17 protein-coding genes and 1 pseudogene are annotated in these 17076 nt (G+C 62.6%); 5 read left to right on the plus strand and 13 right to left on the minus strand.

The window, feature by feature from the left end; genetic code table 11:
• Window positions 1–4: 4 nt before the first annotated feature.
• Window positions 5–349 (minus strand): RidA family protein, encoded by a 345-nt coding sequence (locus NKH60_RS07170; protein WP_352470933.1) that lies wholly within the window; start codon window positions 347–349, stop codon window positions 5–7.
• 49 nt (window positions 350–398) lie between these two features.
• Window positions 399–1718, minus strand: coding sequence for a type III PLP-dependent enzyme domain-containing protein (locus tag NKH60_RS07175; protein ID WP_352470932.1), 1320 nt, complete (start codon window positions 1716–1718; stop codon window positions 399–401).
• 77 nt (window positions 1719–1795) lie between these two features.
• Between NKH60_RS07175 and NKH60_RS07180 the strand changes: the two genes are divergently transcribed.
• Window positions 1796–2737 (plus strand): amidohydrolase family protein, encoded by a 942-nt coding sequence (locus tag NKH60_RS07180; protein WP_352503470.1) that lies wholly within the window; start codon window positions 1796–1798, stop codon window positions 2735–2737.
• Here NKH60_RS07180 and NKH60_RS07185 read toward each other — a convergent pair.
• The 4 genes from NKH60_RS07185 to NKH60_RS07200 are packed head-to-tail and all read right to left on the minus strand — an operon-like array spanning window position 2711 to window position 7220.
• On the minus strand, window positions 2711–3682 hold the full coding sequence (locus NKH60_RS07185) for an ABC transporter permease (protein ID WP_352871613.1): 972 nt from the start codon (window positions 3680–3682) through the stop codon (window positions 2711–2713). The two genes, NKH60_RS07180 and NKH60_RS07185, sit on opposite strands and share 27 nt — an antisense overlap.
• Complete coding sequence (locus tag NKH60_RS07190; protein ID WP_352503472.1) at window positions 3679–4644, minus strand: ABC transporter permease; 966 nt, start codon at window positions 4642–4644, stop codon at window positions 3679–3681. Before NKH60_RS07190 ends, NKH60_RS07185 begins: the two co-directional genes overlap by 4 nt.
• Window positions 4641–6149: a sugar ABC transporter ATP-binding protein gene (locus NKH60_RS07195; protein WP_352614870.1), complete on the minus strand. Its 1509-nt coding sequence runs from the start codon at window positions 6147–6149 to the stop codon at window positions 4641–4643. The genes NKH60_RS07190 and NKH60_RS07195 overlap by 4 nt, the downstream gene beginning before the upstream one ends.
• An 18-nt stretch (window positions 6150–6167) precedes the next feature.
• Window positions 6168–7220 carry an ABC transporter substrate-binding protein gene (locus NKH60_RS07200; protein WP_352470927.1) on the minus strand — a complete coding sequence of 351 codons (1053 nt, stop codon included), beginning with the start codon at window positions 7218–7220 and terminating at the stop codon, window positions 6168–6170.
• Between the two features lie 239 nt (window positions 7221–7459).
• Here NKH60_RS07200 and NKH60_RS07205 point away from each other — a divergent pair, with 239 nt between their 5' ends.
• On the plus strand, window positions 7460–8260 hold the full coding sequence (locus NKH60_RS07205; protein ID WP_352470926.1) for an IclR family transcriptional regulator: 801 nt from the start codon (window positions 7460–7462) through the stop codon (window positions 8258–8260).
• Between the two features lie 174 nt (window positions 8261–8434).
• Here the strand turns inward: NKH60_RS07205 and NKH60_RS07210 are convergent.
• The 7 genes and pseudogenes from NKH60_RS07210 to NKH60_RS07240 all read right to left on the minus strand — a co-directional run.
• Window positions 8435–8620 (minus strand): annotated as a pseudogene (locus NKH60_RS07210) (SDR family oxidoreductase); the annotation flags it as partial.
• Between the two features lie 36 nt (window positions 8621–8656).
• Window positions 8657–9946 carry an ABC transporter substrate-binding protein gene (locus NKH60_RS07215; RefSeq protein ID WP_352871616.1) on the minus strand — a complete coding sequence of 430 codons (1290 nt, stop codon included), beginning with the start codon at window positions 9944–9946 and terminating at the stop codon, window positions 8657–8659.
• A gap of 28 nt (window positions 9947–9974) precedes the next feature.
• Window positions 9975–10811 carry a carbohydrate ABC transporter permease gene (locus tag NKH60_RS07220; RefSeq protein WP_352470924.1) on the minus strand — a complete coding sequence of 279 codons (837 nt, stop codon included), beginning with the start codon at window positions 10809–10811 and terminating at the stop codon, window positions 9975–9977.
• Complete coding sequence (locus tag NKH60_RS07225) at window positions 10801–11748, minus strand: carbohydrate ABC transporter permease (protein WP_084641568.1); 948 nt, start codon at window positions 11746–11748, stop codon at window positions 10801–10803. The genes NKH60_RS07220 and NKH60_RS07225 overlap by 11 nt, the downstream gene beginning before the upstream one ends.
• A 24-nt stretch (window positions 11749–11772) precedes the next feature.
• Complete coding sequence (locus NKH60_RS07230; RefSeq protein WP_352503733.1) at window positions 11773–12636, minus strand: TauD/TfdA dioxygenase family protein; 864 nt, start codon at window positions 12634–12636, stop codon at window positions 11773–11775.
• 111 nt (window positions 12637–12747) lie between these two features.
• Window positions 12748–13410: a TetR/AcrR family transcriptional regulator gene (locus NKH60_RS07235; RefSeq protein ID WP_352683792.1), complete on the minus strand. Its 663-nt coding sequence runs from the start codon at window positions 13408–13410 to the stop codon at window positions 12748–12750.
• A 272-nt stretch (window positions 13411–13682) separates the two neighbouring features.
• Window positions 13683–14165 (minus strand): Lrp/AsnC family transcriptional regulator, encoded by a 483-nt coding sequence (locus NKH60_RS07240; RefSeq protein WP_352871619.1) that lies wholly within the window; start codon window positions 14163–14165, stop codon window positions 13683–13685.
• 87 nt (window positions 14166–14252) lie between these two features.
• Between NKH60_RS07240 and NKH60_RS07245 the strand changes: the two genes are divergently transcribed.
• The 3 genes from NKH60_RS07245 (at window position 14253) to NKH60_RS07255 (ending at window position 16912) form a co-directional block, all read left to right on the plus strand.
• Entirely contained in the window at window positions 14253–15326 is a 1074-nt protein-coding gene (locus tag NKH60_RS07245; RefSeq protein ID WP_352871621.1) for a pyridoxal-phosphate dependent enzyme, read from the plus strand.
• Window positions 15327–15417: 91 nt separating this feature from the next.
• Window positions 15418–16035: a glutathione S-transferase family protein gene (locus NKH60_RS07250; protein WP_352540710.1), complete on the plus strand. Its 618-nt coding sequence runs from the start codon at window positions 15418–15420 to the stop codon at window positions 16033–16035.
• Between the two features lie 514 nt (window positions 16036–16549).
• The gene (locus NKH60_RS07255; RefSeq protein WP_352503729.1) at window positions 16550–16912 is read left to right on the plus strand and encodes a hypothetical protein; all 363 of its coding nucleotides are present in this window, start codon (window positions 16550–16552) and stop codon (window positions 16910–16912) included.
• The last annotated feature ends 164 nt before the right edge of the window (window positions 16913–17076 follow it).

Below are 17076 nucleotides of genomic sequence, written 5' to 3' on the forward strand. Positions count from 1 at the left end.
CGGCTCAGATAGCTGCGATCGCAGTGACCTCTATGCGGAGATCGGGATCGGCGAGACGCGCCTCGACACAGGCGCGCGCCGGCAGGCGCGCAGGATCCACCCAGGCATCGTAGATGCTGTTCATGGCATCGAAGTCGGCGATCTGCGGCAGGAAGATGTTGATCGCCACTAGCCTCGACTTGCTGCTGCCGGCCTCAACAAGGAGCGCCTCGACCTTGGAGAGCACGTCGCTCGTCTGACCCTCGATGCCGGCCTTGCGGTCGTCTGCCACCTGGCCTGCGATGTGCACGAGGCCGCCATAGACGACCGCCTGAGACATGCGGGAGCCGGACTGGAAGTACTTGATCATATCAGATCCTTTCGAGGTTCTCTTTTTTGGAAGTGGCCGCGATATCTGCTCAGCCGAAATAGGTAGGAAAGGCGTGGCGGACATACCCGGCCGCGTCGGCGCCGAAGATCACGCGATAGCGATCGAGGCAGGTGCAGGGGTGCGAGATGCCGAATTCAACGACGTCACCAACGGCAATATCGTCGCCCGACGCAATTGTCAGGAAGGCGTGCTGGTCGTTGAGCTTGAAGACCTCGGCACGCGCTTTCGGCAGCTGCTTGCCGGCACGAAAGATGGTCACGACCTTCGGAAAGCCCTGGTCGAACGACACGTCGCGCATGCCCATACCGCAGATAGCAAGGCCGGGCTCCGGCCGCGACAGTACCTCGGCCCAAAGACGTAAAGCCGGATGGAAGGAATTTCGTGCGGAAGCACCGACGCCGCCGATCGCAAAACCGTCGCGGGCATCGAGTGCGCCGAGCGACCTGTCGTAGACGCCATGGTCGTGAAAGAAGATGGCGCCGCTGCGCAGCACCAACGTGGCATTGCCGTCCCTGGAGACGAGGGGCGAAAGCGCTGCGACCACCTTGTCGAAGTACACCGAGCCGCCGGCGGTGGCGATCAGCGGGGTGTCGCCGCCGACGCGGGCGCGGAGCCGCAGGAACATATCGGCTGTCATTGCCAACAGCGCGGATATCGCCTCATCGGTACGGCCAGGATCGGCTTGCGCCGCGGCACCTTCGTAGGCTGCGACGCCGGCGATCAGCAGCCGCCCTCCGGCAGCTACAACCGCGTCGGCGATCGCCTCGGCTTCGCCGGTGGTCCGGGCGCCTGCCCTCCCCGCACCAAGTTCGACGAGCACGCGCAATGGCGGCAGCGTCGCATTGGCGCGCCAAGCTTCAGCAAGCGCATTCACGGCGTCGAAAGAGTCGGCAAAAACGTAGAACTCGGCGCTTGGCCAGGCGCCGACAAGGACAGCAAGTCGGTTCGCACCACCTGGTCCGCCGACCTCGTTGGCGATGATCAGCCGAGAGAGCCCGGATCTGAGCATCACTGTGGCCTGCCTTATGTCGGCGACGGTCGTGCCCCATGCTCCGGCCTCGACCAGGGACCGGGCAAGGTCCGGCGCCATCGGGGTCTTGGCATGCGGGGCGATCACGGCGCCCTGTTCTCGCGCATACCCCAAGAACAGGTCACGATTGGCGATGAAGGCCTCCTCGTCGAGGGTCAACACCGGCAACGACATACGTCCATGCGCTGGATGCCAGCGCTCACATGCGACAAAGCTGCTGTCCAGGCCGAGGGTGCCAGGCGGAACGCCGCGGATACGATCGTCGAGCAGGAAATTTTCACGGGTCGCGAGCGACAGTACGGGTGAGTTTTCGGTCATCCGATGCTAGTCCTTTCGCTTTCGCAGGATGAAGTCCGGATCGATTTCCGATGCCGGCCACACCATGAGAGAGATGCGTGCCAAAGCGTTACTGCGGACCGATCATCGATGCCCACCATCACCTGTGGGATCTCGGCCTCGGCCGCCATCCCTGGCTCGCGCCCACGGCTGGCGAACGCGGCGGTCTGGGCGAGCTTGGCCCCTTGCGGCGAAACTACCTTCCTGAAGATTATTTGCGCGACGCCGGCCAGCACAGTGTCGTCGCCACCGTCCATATTGAAGCCGGTTGGGCCGGGGATGACTGCGTGGGTGAAACGCGGTGGCTTGAAACCCTCGACAAGTCGCGCGGCGTGGCCGCCCGTTACGTCGTTCACGTACCTCTGGCGAACCGCCAAGCGCCGGCGCTGGTCCAGGCGCAGGCGGCATTCGACCGTGTCGTCGGCGTACGCGACATACTGAGCTGGGATCCTGATCCCGCCCGTCGTTTTGCCGCCCGCGACGGCATCATGGACGATCCGGCCTGGCGTGCCGGCCTGTCCCTGCTTGGGCGCCGCCGGCTGGTTTTCGACCTGATGGTGTTTCCGCGCCAGCTCACCGGCGCGGCGCGCCTCGCAGCGGCATTTCCAGACCAGCTCTTTGTTCTCAACCATTGCGGCAGCCCGATCGATCGCGATGCGGACGGAATGCGGGTGTGGCGCGAGGGGCTGCGGCTTTTGTCGGAGCGCGAGAACGTCGCCATCAAGATATCGGATCTGGTCGCCTACGATCATGATTGGACGCTCGACAGCCTAAGGTCGGTTGTCATGCATTGCATCGACTGTTTCGGTACGCGGCGCGCGATGTTCGGCAGCGACTTTCCGGTCGCCGGCCTGCATGCATCGTTCGATGCGGTGTATGACAGCTTCAAGGCCATTGCAGGAGAGCTTTCCGCGGACGAGCAGACGGCACTGTTCTACGGCAATGCACGGCGCATTTATCGGCTGGACGATATGTCATCGGCGGGCCTGCTCTCTGCCTGAGAGAAGCAGCAGCCCCAGGATCAGCGACCCGAACAGGATACTGCGCCAGCCAGGCGATGCGTTGACCACGGTGATCAGCGCCGTGATCGTAACCAGCAGGATGGCGCCGGGGATGGTGCCGGCATAGGTGCCAAGCCCGCCGAGGATCGAGGTGCCGCCAAGCACCACGGCGGCAATCGAGGCGAGCAGATAAGGATCGCCGATACCGACATAGCCTTGTCCGTTCATGCCGAGGACCAACACACCGGCAAGTCCCGCACAGAAGCCGCTGATGCCGTAGACCGCCAGCGTGGTCGAGGCGACGGGAACCCCGGACAGCGCCGCGGCGAGCGGATTGGCGCCCATCGCGAATATCCGGGCGCCAAGGGATGTCGCATGCATCGTGGTCAGAACGATCACTGAAATGACCACCCACAAAAGCACGCCTGCCGGAATACCGACCGGCCGCGCATTGCCGAGCCAGCGGACCAGCGGGTTCTCGGCGGTCACGGCACTGCCGCCGGCGATGATGATCAGCAGACCTTGCAGGAATGTCGCCATCGCCAGCGTCATGATCATTGGATGAACGCGCAACAGCGCCACGCCCAGCCCGTTCACCAGACCGATTGCGCTCGTCAACGTGAGAACTGCAAGAACGGCGGTGAGCCCTGTCGGATCCGCCTGCCATGAAAGCAGCGGCAGGCTGACAGCGCTAACCGTGACGATCGCCGCGACGGAAAGGTCGATTCCGCCGGCAATCACCACGAAAGTTTGGCCCGCCGCGACCAGGCCGACCACCGCGCCCAATTCAACCAAATAGCGCAAATGCCCATAAGCGCCGAAGCCAGGTGAAGCGAAGCTCGCCGCGATCCATACCGCCGCAACCATAGCGATCGTAAGGAAGGGCCGGCTGCGCAAAATCGTCACGGCGCGCCTGCCGCTCACACTGACTTTCCGTGCTGTCATTGCTGCACCTTGCGGAATTGCGGGATGGCGACCGCCCCGATGATGATGAGGCCCTGGGCGACATATTGGGCGACCGGCGTGAAGCCGAGGAAGAACATGACACTGATCATCAGGCTGAGCAGCAGGCTGCCCGCAAGAGCGCCGCGCATGGTACCTTGGCCGCCAAGGAAACCGATGCCGCCGAGCACTGCGGCGGCTATGGAATTCAGCGTGAACGCCGTGCCGATGACTGGATCGCCCGAACCCGTTTGCGCGGCGATGAACAGGCCGGCGCCTGTGCAAAGCAGGCCGCTAATCGCGTAGGCGGCGATCCGGGCACCGTCGACCGGCACGCTGGAGCGGTAGGCGCCGACGGGATTTTCGCCTGCAGCATAGATGCTCAAACCAAGCGGCGTGGCGAGATAGAGTTTCCACAAAACCACGATGAGTACCAGCAGCACGAATGCCGCCGGCGTGTTGCCGGCAAGCAGGTCCGACAGCCACTCGGGTATGGCGCCCCCTGGCCTCGGCAGGATGAGCAGGGCAGCGCCGCCGATAATGAAGGAGCCAGCCAGCGTCACCACGATCGCCGGCAACCGAAGTTTCACGACGATGAACCCGATCGCGGCACCGATGCCGAGACCGGTCAGCGCCACCGCAGCGGCACCGCCGGCTACGCCCAGCGGTCCAGTCATCGTCGTCGCAGCGATCACTGCGCCCAGGCTGACCATGGCGCCGATGGCCAGGCTTATGCCGCCGGTGAGCATGAGGATCGCCTGGGCCATGGCGACCAGCGCCAGCGGAAACCAGCTCTGGGTGAATTTGGCGAAACCGGACGCTGTCAAGAGGCCGGGAAACAGGAAACCGTAAGCAATGACGAACGCCAGGACCACAGCGAACAGGCTGCGCACGCCGACATTGCGGCGAAGCTGAACCGGCCAGTAGAGCGCGCCGGCTTGGCTTGAGGATGCGACCGCGCTCATGCCGCAACTTTCTGCTGTTCGGCGCCCATTGCGGCGGAAACGATGGCTTCCTCGCTCAGTGCCTCGCGCTCGAGCATGGCCACGATGCGGCCTTCGCGGACCACGCCGACGCGGTCGCAAAGGTGCACCAGTTCGGGTGTGTCGGAACTGAGCAGCACGATCGCCTTGCCGGCGGCGGCGAGTTTGCGAAGCATCATGTAGATCTCACGCTTGGTCTCGACATCGACGCCGCGCGTCGGGTCGTTGAGGAGAAGCACAAGCGGCTCGTGTGGCATCCATTTCGCCAGCGCGACCTTCTGCTGGTTGCCACCTGAGAGTGCCTGTGCCGGGCGGTCGAGGTCGCCCTTGATGGCAAGCTGGGCGGCGAGACCCCTTGCCATATCGCGCTCGGCACGCCGGCTGCGCAGCTTCAGCGCCGGCAGCCTTGCGAAGGCGGGCAGCATCATATTGGTGATGATGGGATGGATCAGGTGCAGGCCTTCGCGCTTGCGGTCAGCCGGGACATAAGCGAGGCCGAGCGCATTGGCGTTCGGCACGCCGCCGGGCAAACCCGAAACACCGTTTACGGTCGCGGATACCGTCCTGGCGGGGATCGCGCCGTAGAGGCCAAGCAGCAGATCTTCCTGCCCCTGCCCGACCAGGCCGCCAATGCCAAGCACCTCGCCCGTCCTGATGTCGAGATCGACGTCGCGCATCAGGCCGGCCGAAAATTTACGAACCGAGATGGCGTCGGCCGGCGATGGCGAAGGCCGCCATCGTGGAAAGAGATCGCCGGGGTCGCGTCCTACCATCAGCCGTACCAGCCCGGCGGCATCGGTTCCTTCCAGCGAGCAGTCCGCCGTGCAGGTCCCGTCCTTGAGCACGGTGACATGCTTGCACAGCGCCATCACCTCGTTCAGTCGGTGTGAGATGTAGAGAATAGCGATGCCCTCGCCCCGAAGCCTCTCCAGCAGGTCGGTGAGGATTTTTGTCTCAGTTGCCGATAGCGATGAGGTGGGTTCGTCGAGAATGAGCACGCGCGGCCGGCGGTAAAGCGCCTTGGCGATCTCCACCATCTGCCGGCGGCCGAGGGACAGGTGCCCCACCGGCGCAGACAGCGGTTCGTAAAGCCCGACAAGATCGCATGCGGCCCTGGCCCGGACGGCAAGCTCGTTGTAGTCGATCAAGCCGAACCGCTTGGGATAGGCACCGAGCCCGATGTTTTCGGCAATGGACAAGCTGGTCGTCAGGCTGAGTTCCTGCTGGACAACGGCGATCCCGGCCTGTCGCGCATTAGCGGGGGTCATGCGCGAGACCGGGCGCCCATCGACCTCGATCGCCCCGCCGTCCGGGCGCAAGGCGCCGGACAAAAGGTTGATCAGTGTCGACTTACCTGCGCCGTTCTCGCCCAGCAGTGCATGCACGCGGCCGGGCTGGAGAGCGATTGAAACGTTGCGCAGAACGGGGTTGCCGAAAAAGGACTTCGACACCCCCTGCGCGGCGAGAAGCGGAGCCGTGGTTGTCAATGCTACAACCCTTCAGGCTTATTTTTGGGCCAGCAGCTTCTTGAATAGATCCTCATCGTACGGCGAATAGATGTAACCGTCAGCCGGGAAATCCTTCGCCCGGGCGAGGTATTCGTCGATGTTGGAATTGTCGATCACCGGCAACGGGATCTTGACGAAAGCCGGCACATCCTCGCCCTCCAGTGCCTGGACGGCGGTGTAGGTGGCGAAGGCGCCGAGCCAGTTCGGCTGCATCGTCGCCCAGCTCTTCAGGCCCTTTTCCTTCCACAGTTCGAGAAACTGGCGCGCATTCTCGCCGGTGATCGGCACCTGGTCGCGGCCCTGCTTGTCGAGCGCGAGCACGGCGCCCGCCGACAACGCGCCGCCCAGCGACAGGATGCCGTCGATTTCGGGGTTGGCGAAAAGCAGGCTGGTGACGGCCTCCTGGGCGGGCGCGACATTGTAGGGCGTGTTCGTCTCGGCAAGCACCTTCACATCGGGATGGGCCTTAAGCTCGGCATCGGCGCCTTTGCGCCGGTCGTCGCTGACCGAAACGCCGGCTGGGCCATTGAGGATGAGGATCTTGCCCTTGCCGCCGATGGCGTCGATCAGGAACTTGGCCGCCTGATCGCCCCACTGTGAGGAATCGGTGTTGACCTTGGCGGTCACCTGGTCGGTATCGACGAGGCTGTCGAAGTTGATGATGGCGATGCCTTTGGCGCAGGCGTCCGCCAGCACGCGCGCCGGCGCGGTCGACGAACCAGCGATCAAGATGATGGCATCGACATCGGAATCGATCATCGACTGGATCTGCTGAATCTGGACGTTGGCGTCGCCCTGGGCATCGGTCACGACGAGTTTGTCGACCAAGCCTTGCTTCTTCAAAGTCTCGACTTCGGCTTCGATCGTGCCCTGTGTCTGCTTCATCCAGGTCGGCACTGAATAGATATTGGCCCAGCCGATCGTATATGGCGCTTTGCGATCGCCCTTGATGCATTTAGCGGCGGCGTTGGCCTGCGAACCGGCGCCGAGGCTGAGGAGGAGGCCGAGGCAAAGGGCACTGGCGGACGCGAAAAACGATGATTTCGTCATGATTGTTCCCTTCTGAAGTTATGCCTGGACGTGCGGGATCGGGACGAGAGAACCCGCCGGTTGCCGCATCGGAAACCGCCCGTTTTTCTCGTCAGGACTTTCTGCGCCTGGCTCGTTATTGTCCGATATTTCAGACAATAGGCCTGTATATCGGACAAACGGGATGCTAGACTGAGCCTTGACATCTTTCAAGCGTCTTGAGACGAGGGCCGAATGATTTTTGCGCGGGTGCGGCCTGCATGAGCGATGGCGTCACTGGTCTAATTGAAACGGAAGCCGGCGCCGAGCCGCGCAATGGCGAACGGCGTCGCGGGATCGACCGCGTCATCATGCTACTGGAGGCCCTTCTGCGGCACCGCGCGCCGATGCGCGTCGGCGACATCGCCAAGATGATCGGCGCGCCGCGTTCAACCACTTATGAAATCGTCAACAGCCTGCTGGAAGCCGAAATGCTCGAAAATGTCGGGACGGAAGGCTATGTCTATTTCGGAAAGGCGATGCATCTGTTCGGCTGGGCCTACTCACATCATAATGCCCATTACCGGCGCATCATCGAAACCCTGGACAGACTAGGCGCGGAGACGGGCGAGACCGTCCAACTGTGCGGCCTGCGCGGGACCAAATATGTCGTCCTTGATTGCCGGGACTCGCCTGGCCCGTTCCGGATTTCAAGCGATGTCGGCGTCGAGGTGCCGATACCGTGGACGGCGTCCGGTAGGCTGCTGCTCGGCCATATGAGCGAGCAGGAAATACGGGACTTCATTCCGCCTGGCGACTACACGCTTCCAGACGGCCGTGTCATTGCGCCAGCCGAGTTCTTCGGCGATGTCGCTCTGGCGCGCCAGCAAGGTTTCAGCGAGACCGCCGCTCTGGCCGACCGCTTCACTTGGTGCATGGCCGCGCCCATCCGCGACGGCAACGGAGCCATCAACAAGACGCTTTGTTTCGTGTTGCCCGTCGACACGCCAGAAGCGCGGCGCAGCGAATTGCTTGCCCTGTTATGCGAGCGCGCCAGTGGGTTGTCGCTCGCGGGAAGCTAGTAGAAAATCGGCGCGCGAAGGTCCGGGGTAGGCTCCGTTCGTTCAGCCGCAGCAGCGAAACCCGAACTGGTACTCCGGTGAGTATGGCAAAGGCGGCAGCGCGCTCCTGCTACCAGATCATCGGATATTCGATCGGAAAGATCGGCGGTCGGCTTCGGCCTGGTTCAGACCTGCCTACGGAGTGTCGCCGACCATGCCTGAGAACAGCACCGAACCGCGCTGGTCGAGAAGAGAAAGCGAAGTGAAGTCCAGTATCGAGAGCCCTCCGTCGGCGATCAGGGTTTGGCCTGTGACGAACGAAGCTTCATCACTCGCGAGGAACGCCACCGCCGCAGCGATTTCGGCCGGCGTTCCCATTCGGTATGTGCGAGGCGATATGAACGTCGGTTCATATGATTACGCTGGCATCAGCGGTTTGACGCGGTCGATAATGGCGGCGACCGCTTCCTTCGGGCTCTTGCGACCGAGGACAGCGAGTTGAACCTCCTCGAGAAACGTCGACTGAGCGCGAGCGGCTTCGGGAAAAGCCGGGAAGGCCGGTCGCGCTTTGGCGAGCGCGGCAGCCTCCACCTTCGCCTGCGGCAGCGACGCGGCGAACGACGGCTCGGCATAGGTCGAGGTTCGGACGGGGCCATTGCCGTTGCGCGCCATGTCGAGTGTGGCGGCCTTGCTCGCTACGAAGCGGATGTAGCTCCAGGAGAGCTTCTTGTCCGTCGAATTGGCGGGAATGGCCATCGCCCAGGATTCGACGACCGGATGCATTTCGTGACCGCTGCCGAGGGTTTTGGAGCCGGGGAACTCGATCGCCTTGATCTTTCCCGGTGCGGTCGACTGTTCCTTGTTGTTGAGCTGCGCGTAGCGGGCGAAAGGCAGCACCGCGAAGGCCGCGCGCCGCTGCTGCATCCACGTCACCATGTCGTCGTTGCGCGTTGTGGCATAGCTGCGGGGGAGCGCGCCGGCCTTGAAGAGGTCGGCAAGCACGGACAGGCCTTTTTCCATCGCCTCCGGATCGGGGACCACCTTGAACTGCTTGTCGATGAAATCGCCGCCGAAGGCGCGGGCGAACATGACCGGGAAGACGGCGAGGTCACTCGCAAGGATCATGCCGACGACGGGCGTGCCGGACCTGGAGGTGAAGGTCAGCTTCTTCGCCTGCTCGACCAGCTCCTCCAGCGTATCCGGCGCCGCCGAAATGCCGGCCTCCTGAAGCAGCTCCTCGTTGTAGAAAAGCCCCTGCGTGGCATGGCGCACCGGAACGCCGACGAGCTTGCCGCCGACGGTCATCGACTGGCGCAGGCCCTCGGCGATATCGTCGAAATCCTCGATCGGCTCGGCTTCCCGGAGATCGTCTAGCGGCTCGAATAGCGAGGCGATCTGCGACGTCATGCGGTTGTCGATGACATAGCCGATGTTGAAATCGGTCTCGCTCAGGCTCGCCTCCCGGAATAGCCGGTCCTGGAGCGGATTGCTGTCAAGCGTGGTCCAGGATATCTGGGCATTGTTCTTGTCCTCCCAGGGCTTGATGACATTGCCGGCGGCGCCGGTCGTCAGGTTGGCTTGGTGGACGCGATGGCAAAGCACATTCAGCGTCTTTACCTGGGCATGGGCCAACCGACCCAAGGCACCCGTCGCGCCGGCGGCCATCGCCGTCGTCAGCAGGGCTCTGCGTGTCATGTGCAAAGGCATTGTCTTCCTCCCTTTCTCGGTGACGTCGTCACCCCTTGGTCGCGCCGGCGGTCAATCCGGCGACGAGAAACCGGTTCATCAGGACCACGAAGACGAGAACCGGCAGCAATTGGACGGTAGAGGCAGCAAAGAGGACGCCCCAGTCGACGCCATCGATCGAACTGATCATCTCCGAAAGGACCAGAGGCGCGGTCTTGGCGTGGTTGGCGGTGAAGATATAGGCGAACAGAAACTCATTCCACGCGAAGACGACCACGAAGACGGCGACGGCGAGCATGCCGGGCGCTACGAGCGGCAAGATGATCTTCACAAGGATCGTCAGCGGCCGCGCGCCGTCGAGGACGGCCGCCTCGTCGAGTTCGCGCGGTACCTGGTCGATGAACGTGCGCATCAGGAGCGTGCCAAGCGAGACGAAGAAGGTCGCGTAGAGCAGGATCAGCACCAGATGGGTGTCGTTGAGCCCGAGCCGATTGACGACCGGGAACAGTGGCAGCGTCACGACGATCGGCGGGATCAGCCGCGATCCGATCAGAAACATCACCGATCCCTCCAGGAAACGGACGCCTCGATAGCGCGAGTAGGCAAAACCGGCGAGCAGACTTGCCATCACGGCAAGCGCCGTCGCCCCGGTGGTGATGACCAGGCTGTTGACGAGCCCGTCGAAAAAGGCCGGCCAGCGCTGCCACAGCGAGGCGTAGTGCTCGAAGGTCGGTTCGAAGAAGAGCTCCGGTGGAACCGCGAAAATCTCGCGACCGGGTTTGAACGACGAGAGCACGATGAAGCCGATCGGAAACAGTGACCAGACGACGATTGCCGCAACGGCGAGCGTCTTTCCGGCACCGATGGCGAGACGCCTAGAACGCATTGGCCATGGATTCCTTGCGCAGCCGCCAGACATAGCCAGTCGCAAGCAGCAGCGAGATGACGACCATCATCCATGCCGTCGCGGCCGCCGTGCCGAACGAGTTGTAGCGGAAGCCTTCCTGATAAAGATAAACGGAAACGACCTCGGTCGTGCGTGCCGGGCCGCCCTGGGTCAGGAGCCAGACCTCGGAAAAGAGACGGAAGGCGAAGATGTAGCGGAAGAGCAGCGCGATCAGCATCGCTGGCGCCAGAAGCGGCAGCGTGATGTTGCGGAAGAGCTGGAACGCATTGGCTCCGTCGGTGCGCCCAGCCTCATAGAGCTCCTTCGGAACCGCGAGCCGTGCCGCATAGAGGATGATGAATGTGAATGGCAGGTGCAGCCAAATCGTGAGCAGGCCGACGAGGATGAGGCCGTGAGAAGGGATGAACGTCCAGTCGAGCGTCGGCAGACCGGTGTATCGCAGCATCAGCGTGATCGGGCCGACGTCTGGATCGAACAGGAAGCGCCACATTGCGACCGCCGTCACCTCGCTGATGGCGTAGGGAGCGAGCACCACGACGAGCATGACGCGCTGGAGGGGAAGCCCGGAGGCGAAAAGCAGGGCCAGGCCAAGGCCGAGCAGCAGTTCGATATGAACCGCCACGGCGACGACAAGGACCGTGTTCCAGACCGAACCCCAAAAATAGGGATCAGTGAGGACGCGGATATAGTTATCGAAGCCAACGAAGGTTGCCGATTGGCCGAATGACGAGGCTTCGAAACTCAGCCACAGGACGAAGATCGCGGGGAGCACGATGATCCCAAGCACCAGGAGGTGCACGGGCGTCGCATAGAGGTAGGCAGGCGAAAACGCGAAGCGCCGCCTCTTGGTCTCGCCAGCCGCTTCCGCCGCCCCTTCCCCCCTATGGCCGACGGACGCCTCGGAACCAAATGCCATTGCTCCTCCCTGAGCGGTTGCGTGTCAGCCGTCCCTGGCGGCAAGTGGAACGGTGCCCTCCACCGTTGTTCTGTACATTACCCGGCGATATCCGGGATAATCGTTGATGGCGGTGTGCAGGACATGGGGATTGTTCCACATACCGAGCGTCTTCGGTTCCCAACGCAGCCTGCAGTTGAACTCGGGCCGGACAGCCCGCGCCATCAGGAAGTCGATCATCGGCTTGCTTTCTTCCTCCGTCATGCCCTTGAAATTGGTCATCACGCTGCTGACGAAGACATAGCGCCGGCCAGTCTCGGGGTGGCGACAGATCACAGGATGCTCGACGACGGCATTCTCGATCGTCTGGACATCGGCCTTGACGCCGAGCCGGCTGTGGGCCGCGTTGATGGCGAAGACCCCGCGGCCGCTATGGACGCCCGTCAGGCCTTGCAGGATCTCGACCAGCCGCGGCGAAAGCGAGTCATATGCCTTCTCGAGGCTGGAGAAGCAGGTGTCGCCGCCAACCGGCGGCACCTCCTCACCGTAGAGAATCGTAATGCCCGGTGGCTTCGGTAGCCAGGCGAGGTCCATGTGCCAGTCCTCGCCGATCACTTTGCCCGTGTCGTCCGGCTCGCGCACGAAGCGCACGATATCGTCAAAACCGTCGATCGGCGTGTGCACCGGATTGCCGCTAAATGGTCCGAACCGGCGGGCGACCTTGTGGACGCCAGCGGCGTCAAGCTCCTGATCGCGCACGGCGAGCGCATGATATTTGTAGAGCGCGCGGCGAACGTCCTGGAAGGCATCCTCGCTCGCGCTCGCCAGATCGATCCCGCGAATTTCTGCACCGAGTGCACCAGTGAAGGGGCTGACCTCGAAACGGGTGAATGCATCATCGCGCAGCACGTGATCCTCCCTAATACGCGCCTCGTCGCCATCATGGGCTGACTTACCTGCAAGTAAGTAATGTGAAAGCCAAAGGCTGTCAACTCACCTTCGCTTTGATCCACCCGATGTCTAGCCTCGATCCGAGCCCTTTCCCGCATCCTGCCAAGCGGCGCGGATGATCGCAGCGAGCGCTGCGAAGGTCCTGGCGACCTCGTCGAAGCTTCCGGTGTCCTGCGTCATCGGTGGACAGGACAGAAGGGTAATGCGCAGCATGTGCACGAGTTCGTTCCTGAGTGTGTGGGAGGAAAGCTCTCCGTCCTTCACCGCCTGGTCCACCGCATGACGCAGGCTCTGATCATAGACCCGGTTGACGCGCTCCAGGGCACGTTCCGCTGGTTCTCCGAGAACCGGGAGGTCGTGGCGAAGGCGCGAAAGCGGGCTCCACATATTGCGGGCTCCCTTCACAGCGTTGAAACGTTCGTAGAAGCGGCGCAGATCCTCGAGCTGCATATCGAGACGGTCGAAGAACCGGATATCGGGGGTCGTCCAGAAGCGCTTGATGCGGGCCTCGGCGTTGGCGGCGAAGTCCGCGATCAATTCCTCCATCAGCTGACGCTTGTTGCCGAAGTGATGATGGATGTTGGCGCGCGTCGTGCCGATTGCCGTCGCTATATCGCCGAAGCTGAAACCATCGTGGCCGCGCAGGACATAGAACTCGGCCGCGACCTCTTTGATTCTGCTGCGGGTAGAGTGCGCCTCATCACCGGGAGATCCTGAAGTGTTGGCTCTCATATCCCTTCCGAAATTCATGCCGCCGTTGGACGATCAGTATACGGGAGCGAGCGGCACCCCCCCGTTTCATACATGGATATTCTTCTACGCACGAGTGGAAGTAATTTGCGCCAGGGGCAGACATTCGCGAAGCATCTTGGCGGCAGCGATTAGCTCGGTGCGGCGGGTGAGCAGATACCGGATGCGTGTATCGAACTTCAATCGGGTTTCGCGCCCTTGACTAGAATTCCGGGTCAAGCAGGGCAGTCAGCTTGCCGGGGGCACGCCGCAACTCAGGCAGTGGATAGTGGCTGCGCATCGGCTGCGCCAACCACTTCCCGCATTGTCACGATGGTGCGGAACGCCCTCACGTTCGAATTGGCGTGGAAGATTTCCCGCGCGAAGACATCGTACGCCTCCATCCCCGGCAATTGCAGGAGGAGCACGAAATCGGCTTCACCGGTGACATACCAGGCCTGACGAACCTCCGAGCGCCCGCGGAGCTTGCCGATGAAGGCGTCCAACTCGACAGCGCTCTCCCGTTCCAGGGAAACGAGCACATGGATGGTTAGCGGCAGGCCCACGGCCGCCGGACGAACGACGGCAATATCCGCCGCGATCACGCCATCCTTCCGCAGCCGGCGCAGGCGGCGCAGGACCGCACTCTGGGAAAGCCCGACCTGCTCGGCGAGACGCCGCGCCGGGATCTGGTTGTCGCGCTGAACCAGCGACAGCAGCACATGGTCGAAGCGATCGAGGGCGGCGGTTTTCGTCATTTGGACAGGCATCTATGACGAAATCAGGCAGCTGGGCAACGACAATAGGCGCCAAGCGCCATCGTTTCCGGAATAGAATTTCGCCTCATGACCACAGACACACAGCCGGGCCTTGGCCCTGATCTCATTGCGGCGCTGTTACAGCGCCTGTCGCCGTTTTATGCACCGACACCGCTGCTCGACCTGCCAAACCTGGCTGCGAGCCTGGATGTGACCCAGGTGCTTGCCAAGAACGAGGGCCACCGTGCCCTGGGCAGCTTCAAGTCCCTCGGCGGCACCTATGCCGGTCTGTGCGCTCTCGCTCGCGCTACCGGGATGGATATCGATGAACTGCTCGATCCAGAGCGGGCCCAGACGCCGCTGCCGGCGCTAATCACGGCCAGCGCCGGCAATCACGGACTTGCCGTCGCCGCGGCGGCGAAGTTTGCCGGCGGGAGGGCAAGGATATACCTCCATACGGGCGTTCCTGCGGCCCGGGTGCGGCGTATCGAGTCCCAAGGCGCCGAAATCGTGTGGGTCGACGGCACCTATGACGATGCCGTCGATCGGGCCTCTGCGGCAGCCCGCGCCGGGGAAGGCATTCTGGTGGCCGATACCTCGAGCGACCCGGATGATCCAGCGGTCGCTGATGTCGTCGCTGGCTATGGCGTGATTGCCGCGGAAATCCGTCGCCAAGTCGACGAGATTGGCCATCTGAGGCCAACCCACCTTTTCGTGCAGGCCGGTGTCGGTGGACTTGCCGCCGCCCTGACGACTGGGCTGAAGGACTGGCTGATGCCTCCGGCCATGATCGTCGTGGTAGAACCAGAGGCCGCAGCCTGCGTCGCGGCCGCGCTGTCGCAAGCACGCTCAGTTCGGATATCCGGCGATCTCAAGACGTCGGCAGACATGCTCGCCTGTGGCGAAGCAGCAGCATCGGCGCTCGACGTACTGCGCCAAGGCAACGCTCGGGTCATAACCGTGTCCGAAGCGGCACTTGCCGACGCGAAGAGCCGGCTTCGTGAGGCAAACGGTCCAGACACAACCCCATCGGGTGCCGCCGGCCTCGCCGGCCTCGCCACCGCCGTCACGGCTTACGGCCTGTCGCAGGAGCTTGCGCTCGACGAATCGAGCCGGGTGCTGATCATCGTGACCGAGGCCGAACTGGAGAAGGACGCATGACGATGGCACCGGACCCGGGATCATTGAACGGAAGAGCGGCTGGGCCGCGGACTGCTCGATATGCCCGCCAGACCCAGCGCAGAACGGGTCCATGAAACTCATCTACCAGACCCACTCCCCCTACGCGCGCAAGGTTCTGGTCTTTGCCCACGAGTCGGGCCTTGCCGGACGTCTGCGCGTCATTCATCAGGAGACGAGCCCCATCAATCGCAACGATGATGTGTTTGCGATCAATCCGCTTGGCAAAGTGCCCGTTCTCGTTGTCGACGACGGCTATGCTCTCTTCGATTCGGGCGTAATCTGCGACTATCTCGACAACCTCGAAAGCAGTCGTCGGCTCATCCCCGAAACAGGGCGGGCCAAATGGTCCGCCTTGCGCCTCCAGGCGCTTGCCGGCGGCATGTGCGACGCAGGCATTTCCATTCGGTGGGAAAACGAGCGCCGCCCTGAACATCTGCGTTACCCCGCCTTGGGTGCAGGCATGACGATGAAGCTTATCGAATCCTATGACTTCGTGGAAAGCGAGGTCGAATTCGACGCGCCGCTCCATGTCGGCCACATCGCGCTCGCCACTTGTCTAAGCTGGCTGGAATTCCGCGGACTGCCCGACTTCCTGCAGGGAAGGCCACGACTGGCACAATGGTATAGCTCCTTCGTGGAACGCCCTTCAATGCGTGCCACGCCCTACGGCGGCGACACGCGAGATTGATATCGATCGCCAGGCTTTCGAGTTCCAGCATGTGTCCCTCATCAGCCAGGCATTCTCGCGGCCATTTGCTGGTCGGCCTCGATAATAGAGCGCGAAACCGGTAATCTTGCCCGGGCTCGCGACCACGGCCGGCAGCTTCTGACGCAGGATTGCGCCGAAGTCATTCGGGATTTCCTGTGCTGAAACCGGAGCAAAGCCGCCAGCCGAGAGCATCAAAATTCCTGCGACCAAGCCAATGCACAGTCGCTTCCTGGAAATGTAAGAAATGATTGGTTCTCCCGCCCGACCGCCCTGGCGCTGCCGCGCGACTTGTCCCAGGCGCAAGAACTGACATTCACGCCGATTGTTTCACCGGTTCGAAAAAATGTTGATGGCGGGCGGAACTGCGAGGATGTGGCGTTGCGGGGCCATTGAAATTTGGTCGAAACTCTCCAAAATTTTCAGCTGGTGGAAATCGCGACAGCCACCACAGACGACGTCAACAGAGGAGACTATTCAAAGCGGAGGACTATCGATGGAAGGAGCCATTTCGACGAGTTTTCCCCCAATCGGGCCCGAGGGCCCTGATGTTTTTCTTGACCGGTTGCTCCATCCGGCACGGCATTTCGAGCGACCTGAGAACGTGCTGACCGACGTGACGCTGGACTTCCAGGAGAAGCGTGCAATCCTTTCGTCATGGGCATCGGATGCCTGTGCAGTGGAATCGGTGCCGGCGCTGCGCATGCCGCCGGGCGCAACCGAACCGGTCAGCTTCGATGCCATCATGGACGCGTTGCGCCAATTGGATCAATTGGAGAAGCTTCCCGGCGCCGGTCGCGGTCGTGAAATCGAAAGTATCGCGGTCACCGGTTTTACAGCATCCGTCGATCGACTTTGAGTTGAACGCGGCCACTCTCTGTATCCGAGGCATCCGCCCCCCCGCGCGGAACAAGCCGGCGGGCGGGGGCTGGCGCGGTTTGTACGCGTCCAATAATTTTTGGTTTCATATGTCAGGGGATCGCCCGTGTGTTGGACCCTTTGGATGGGGGAAACGTGTGTGTT

Source organism: Mesorhizobium sp. M1006 (assembly GCF_040318825.1).
GTDB lineage: Bacteria > Pseudomonadota > Alphaproteobacteria > Rhizobiales > Rhizobiaceae > Mesorhizobium.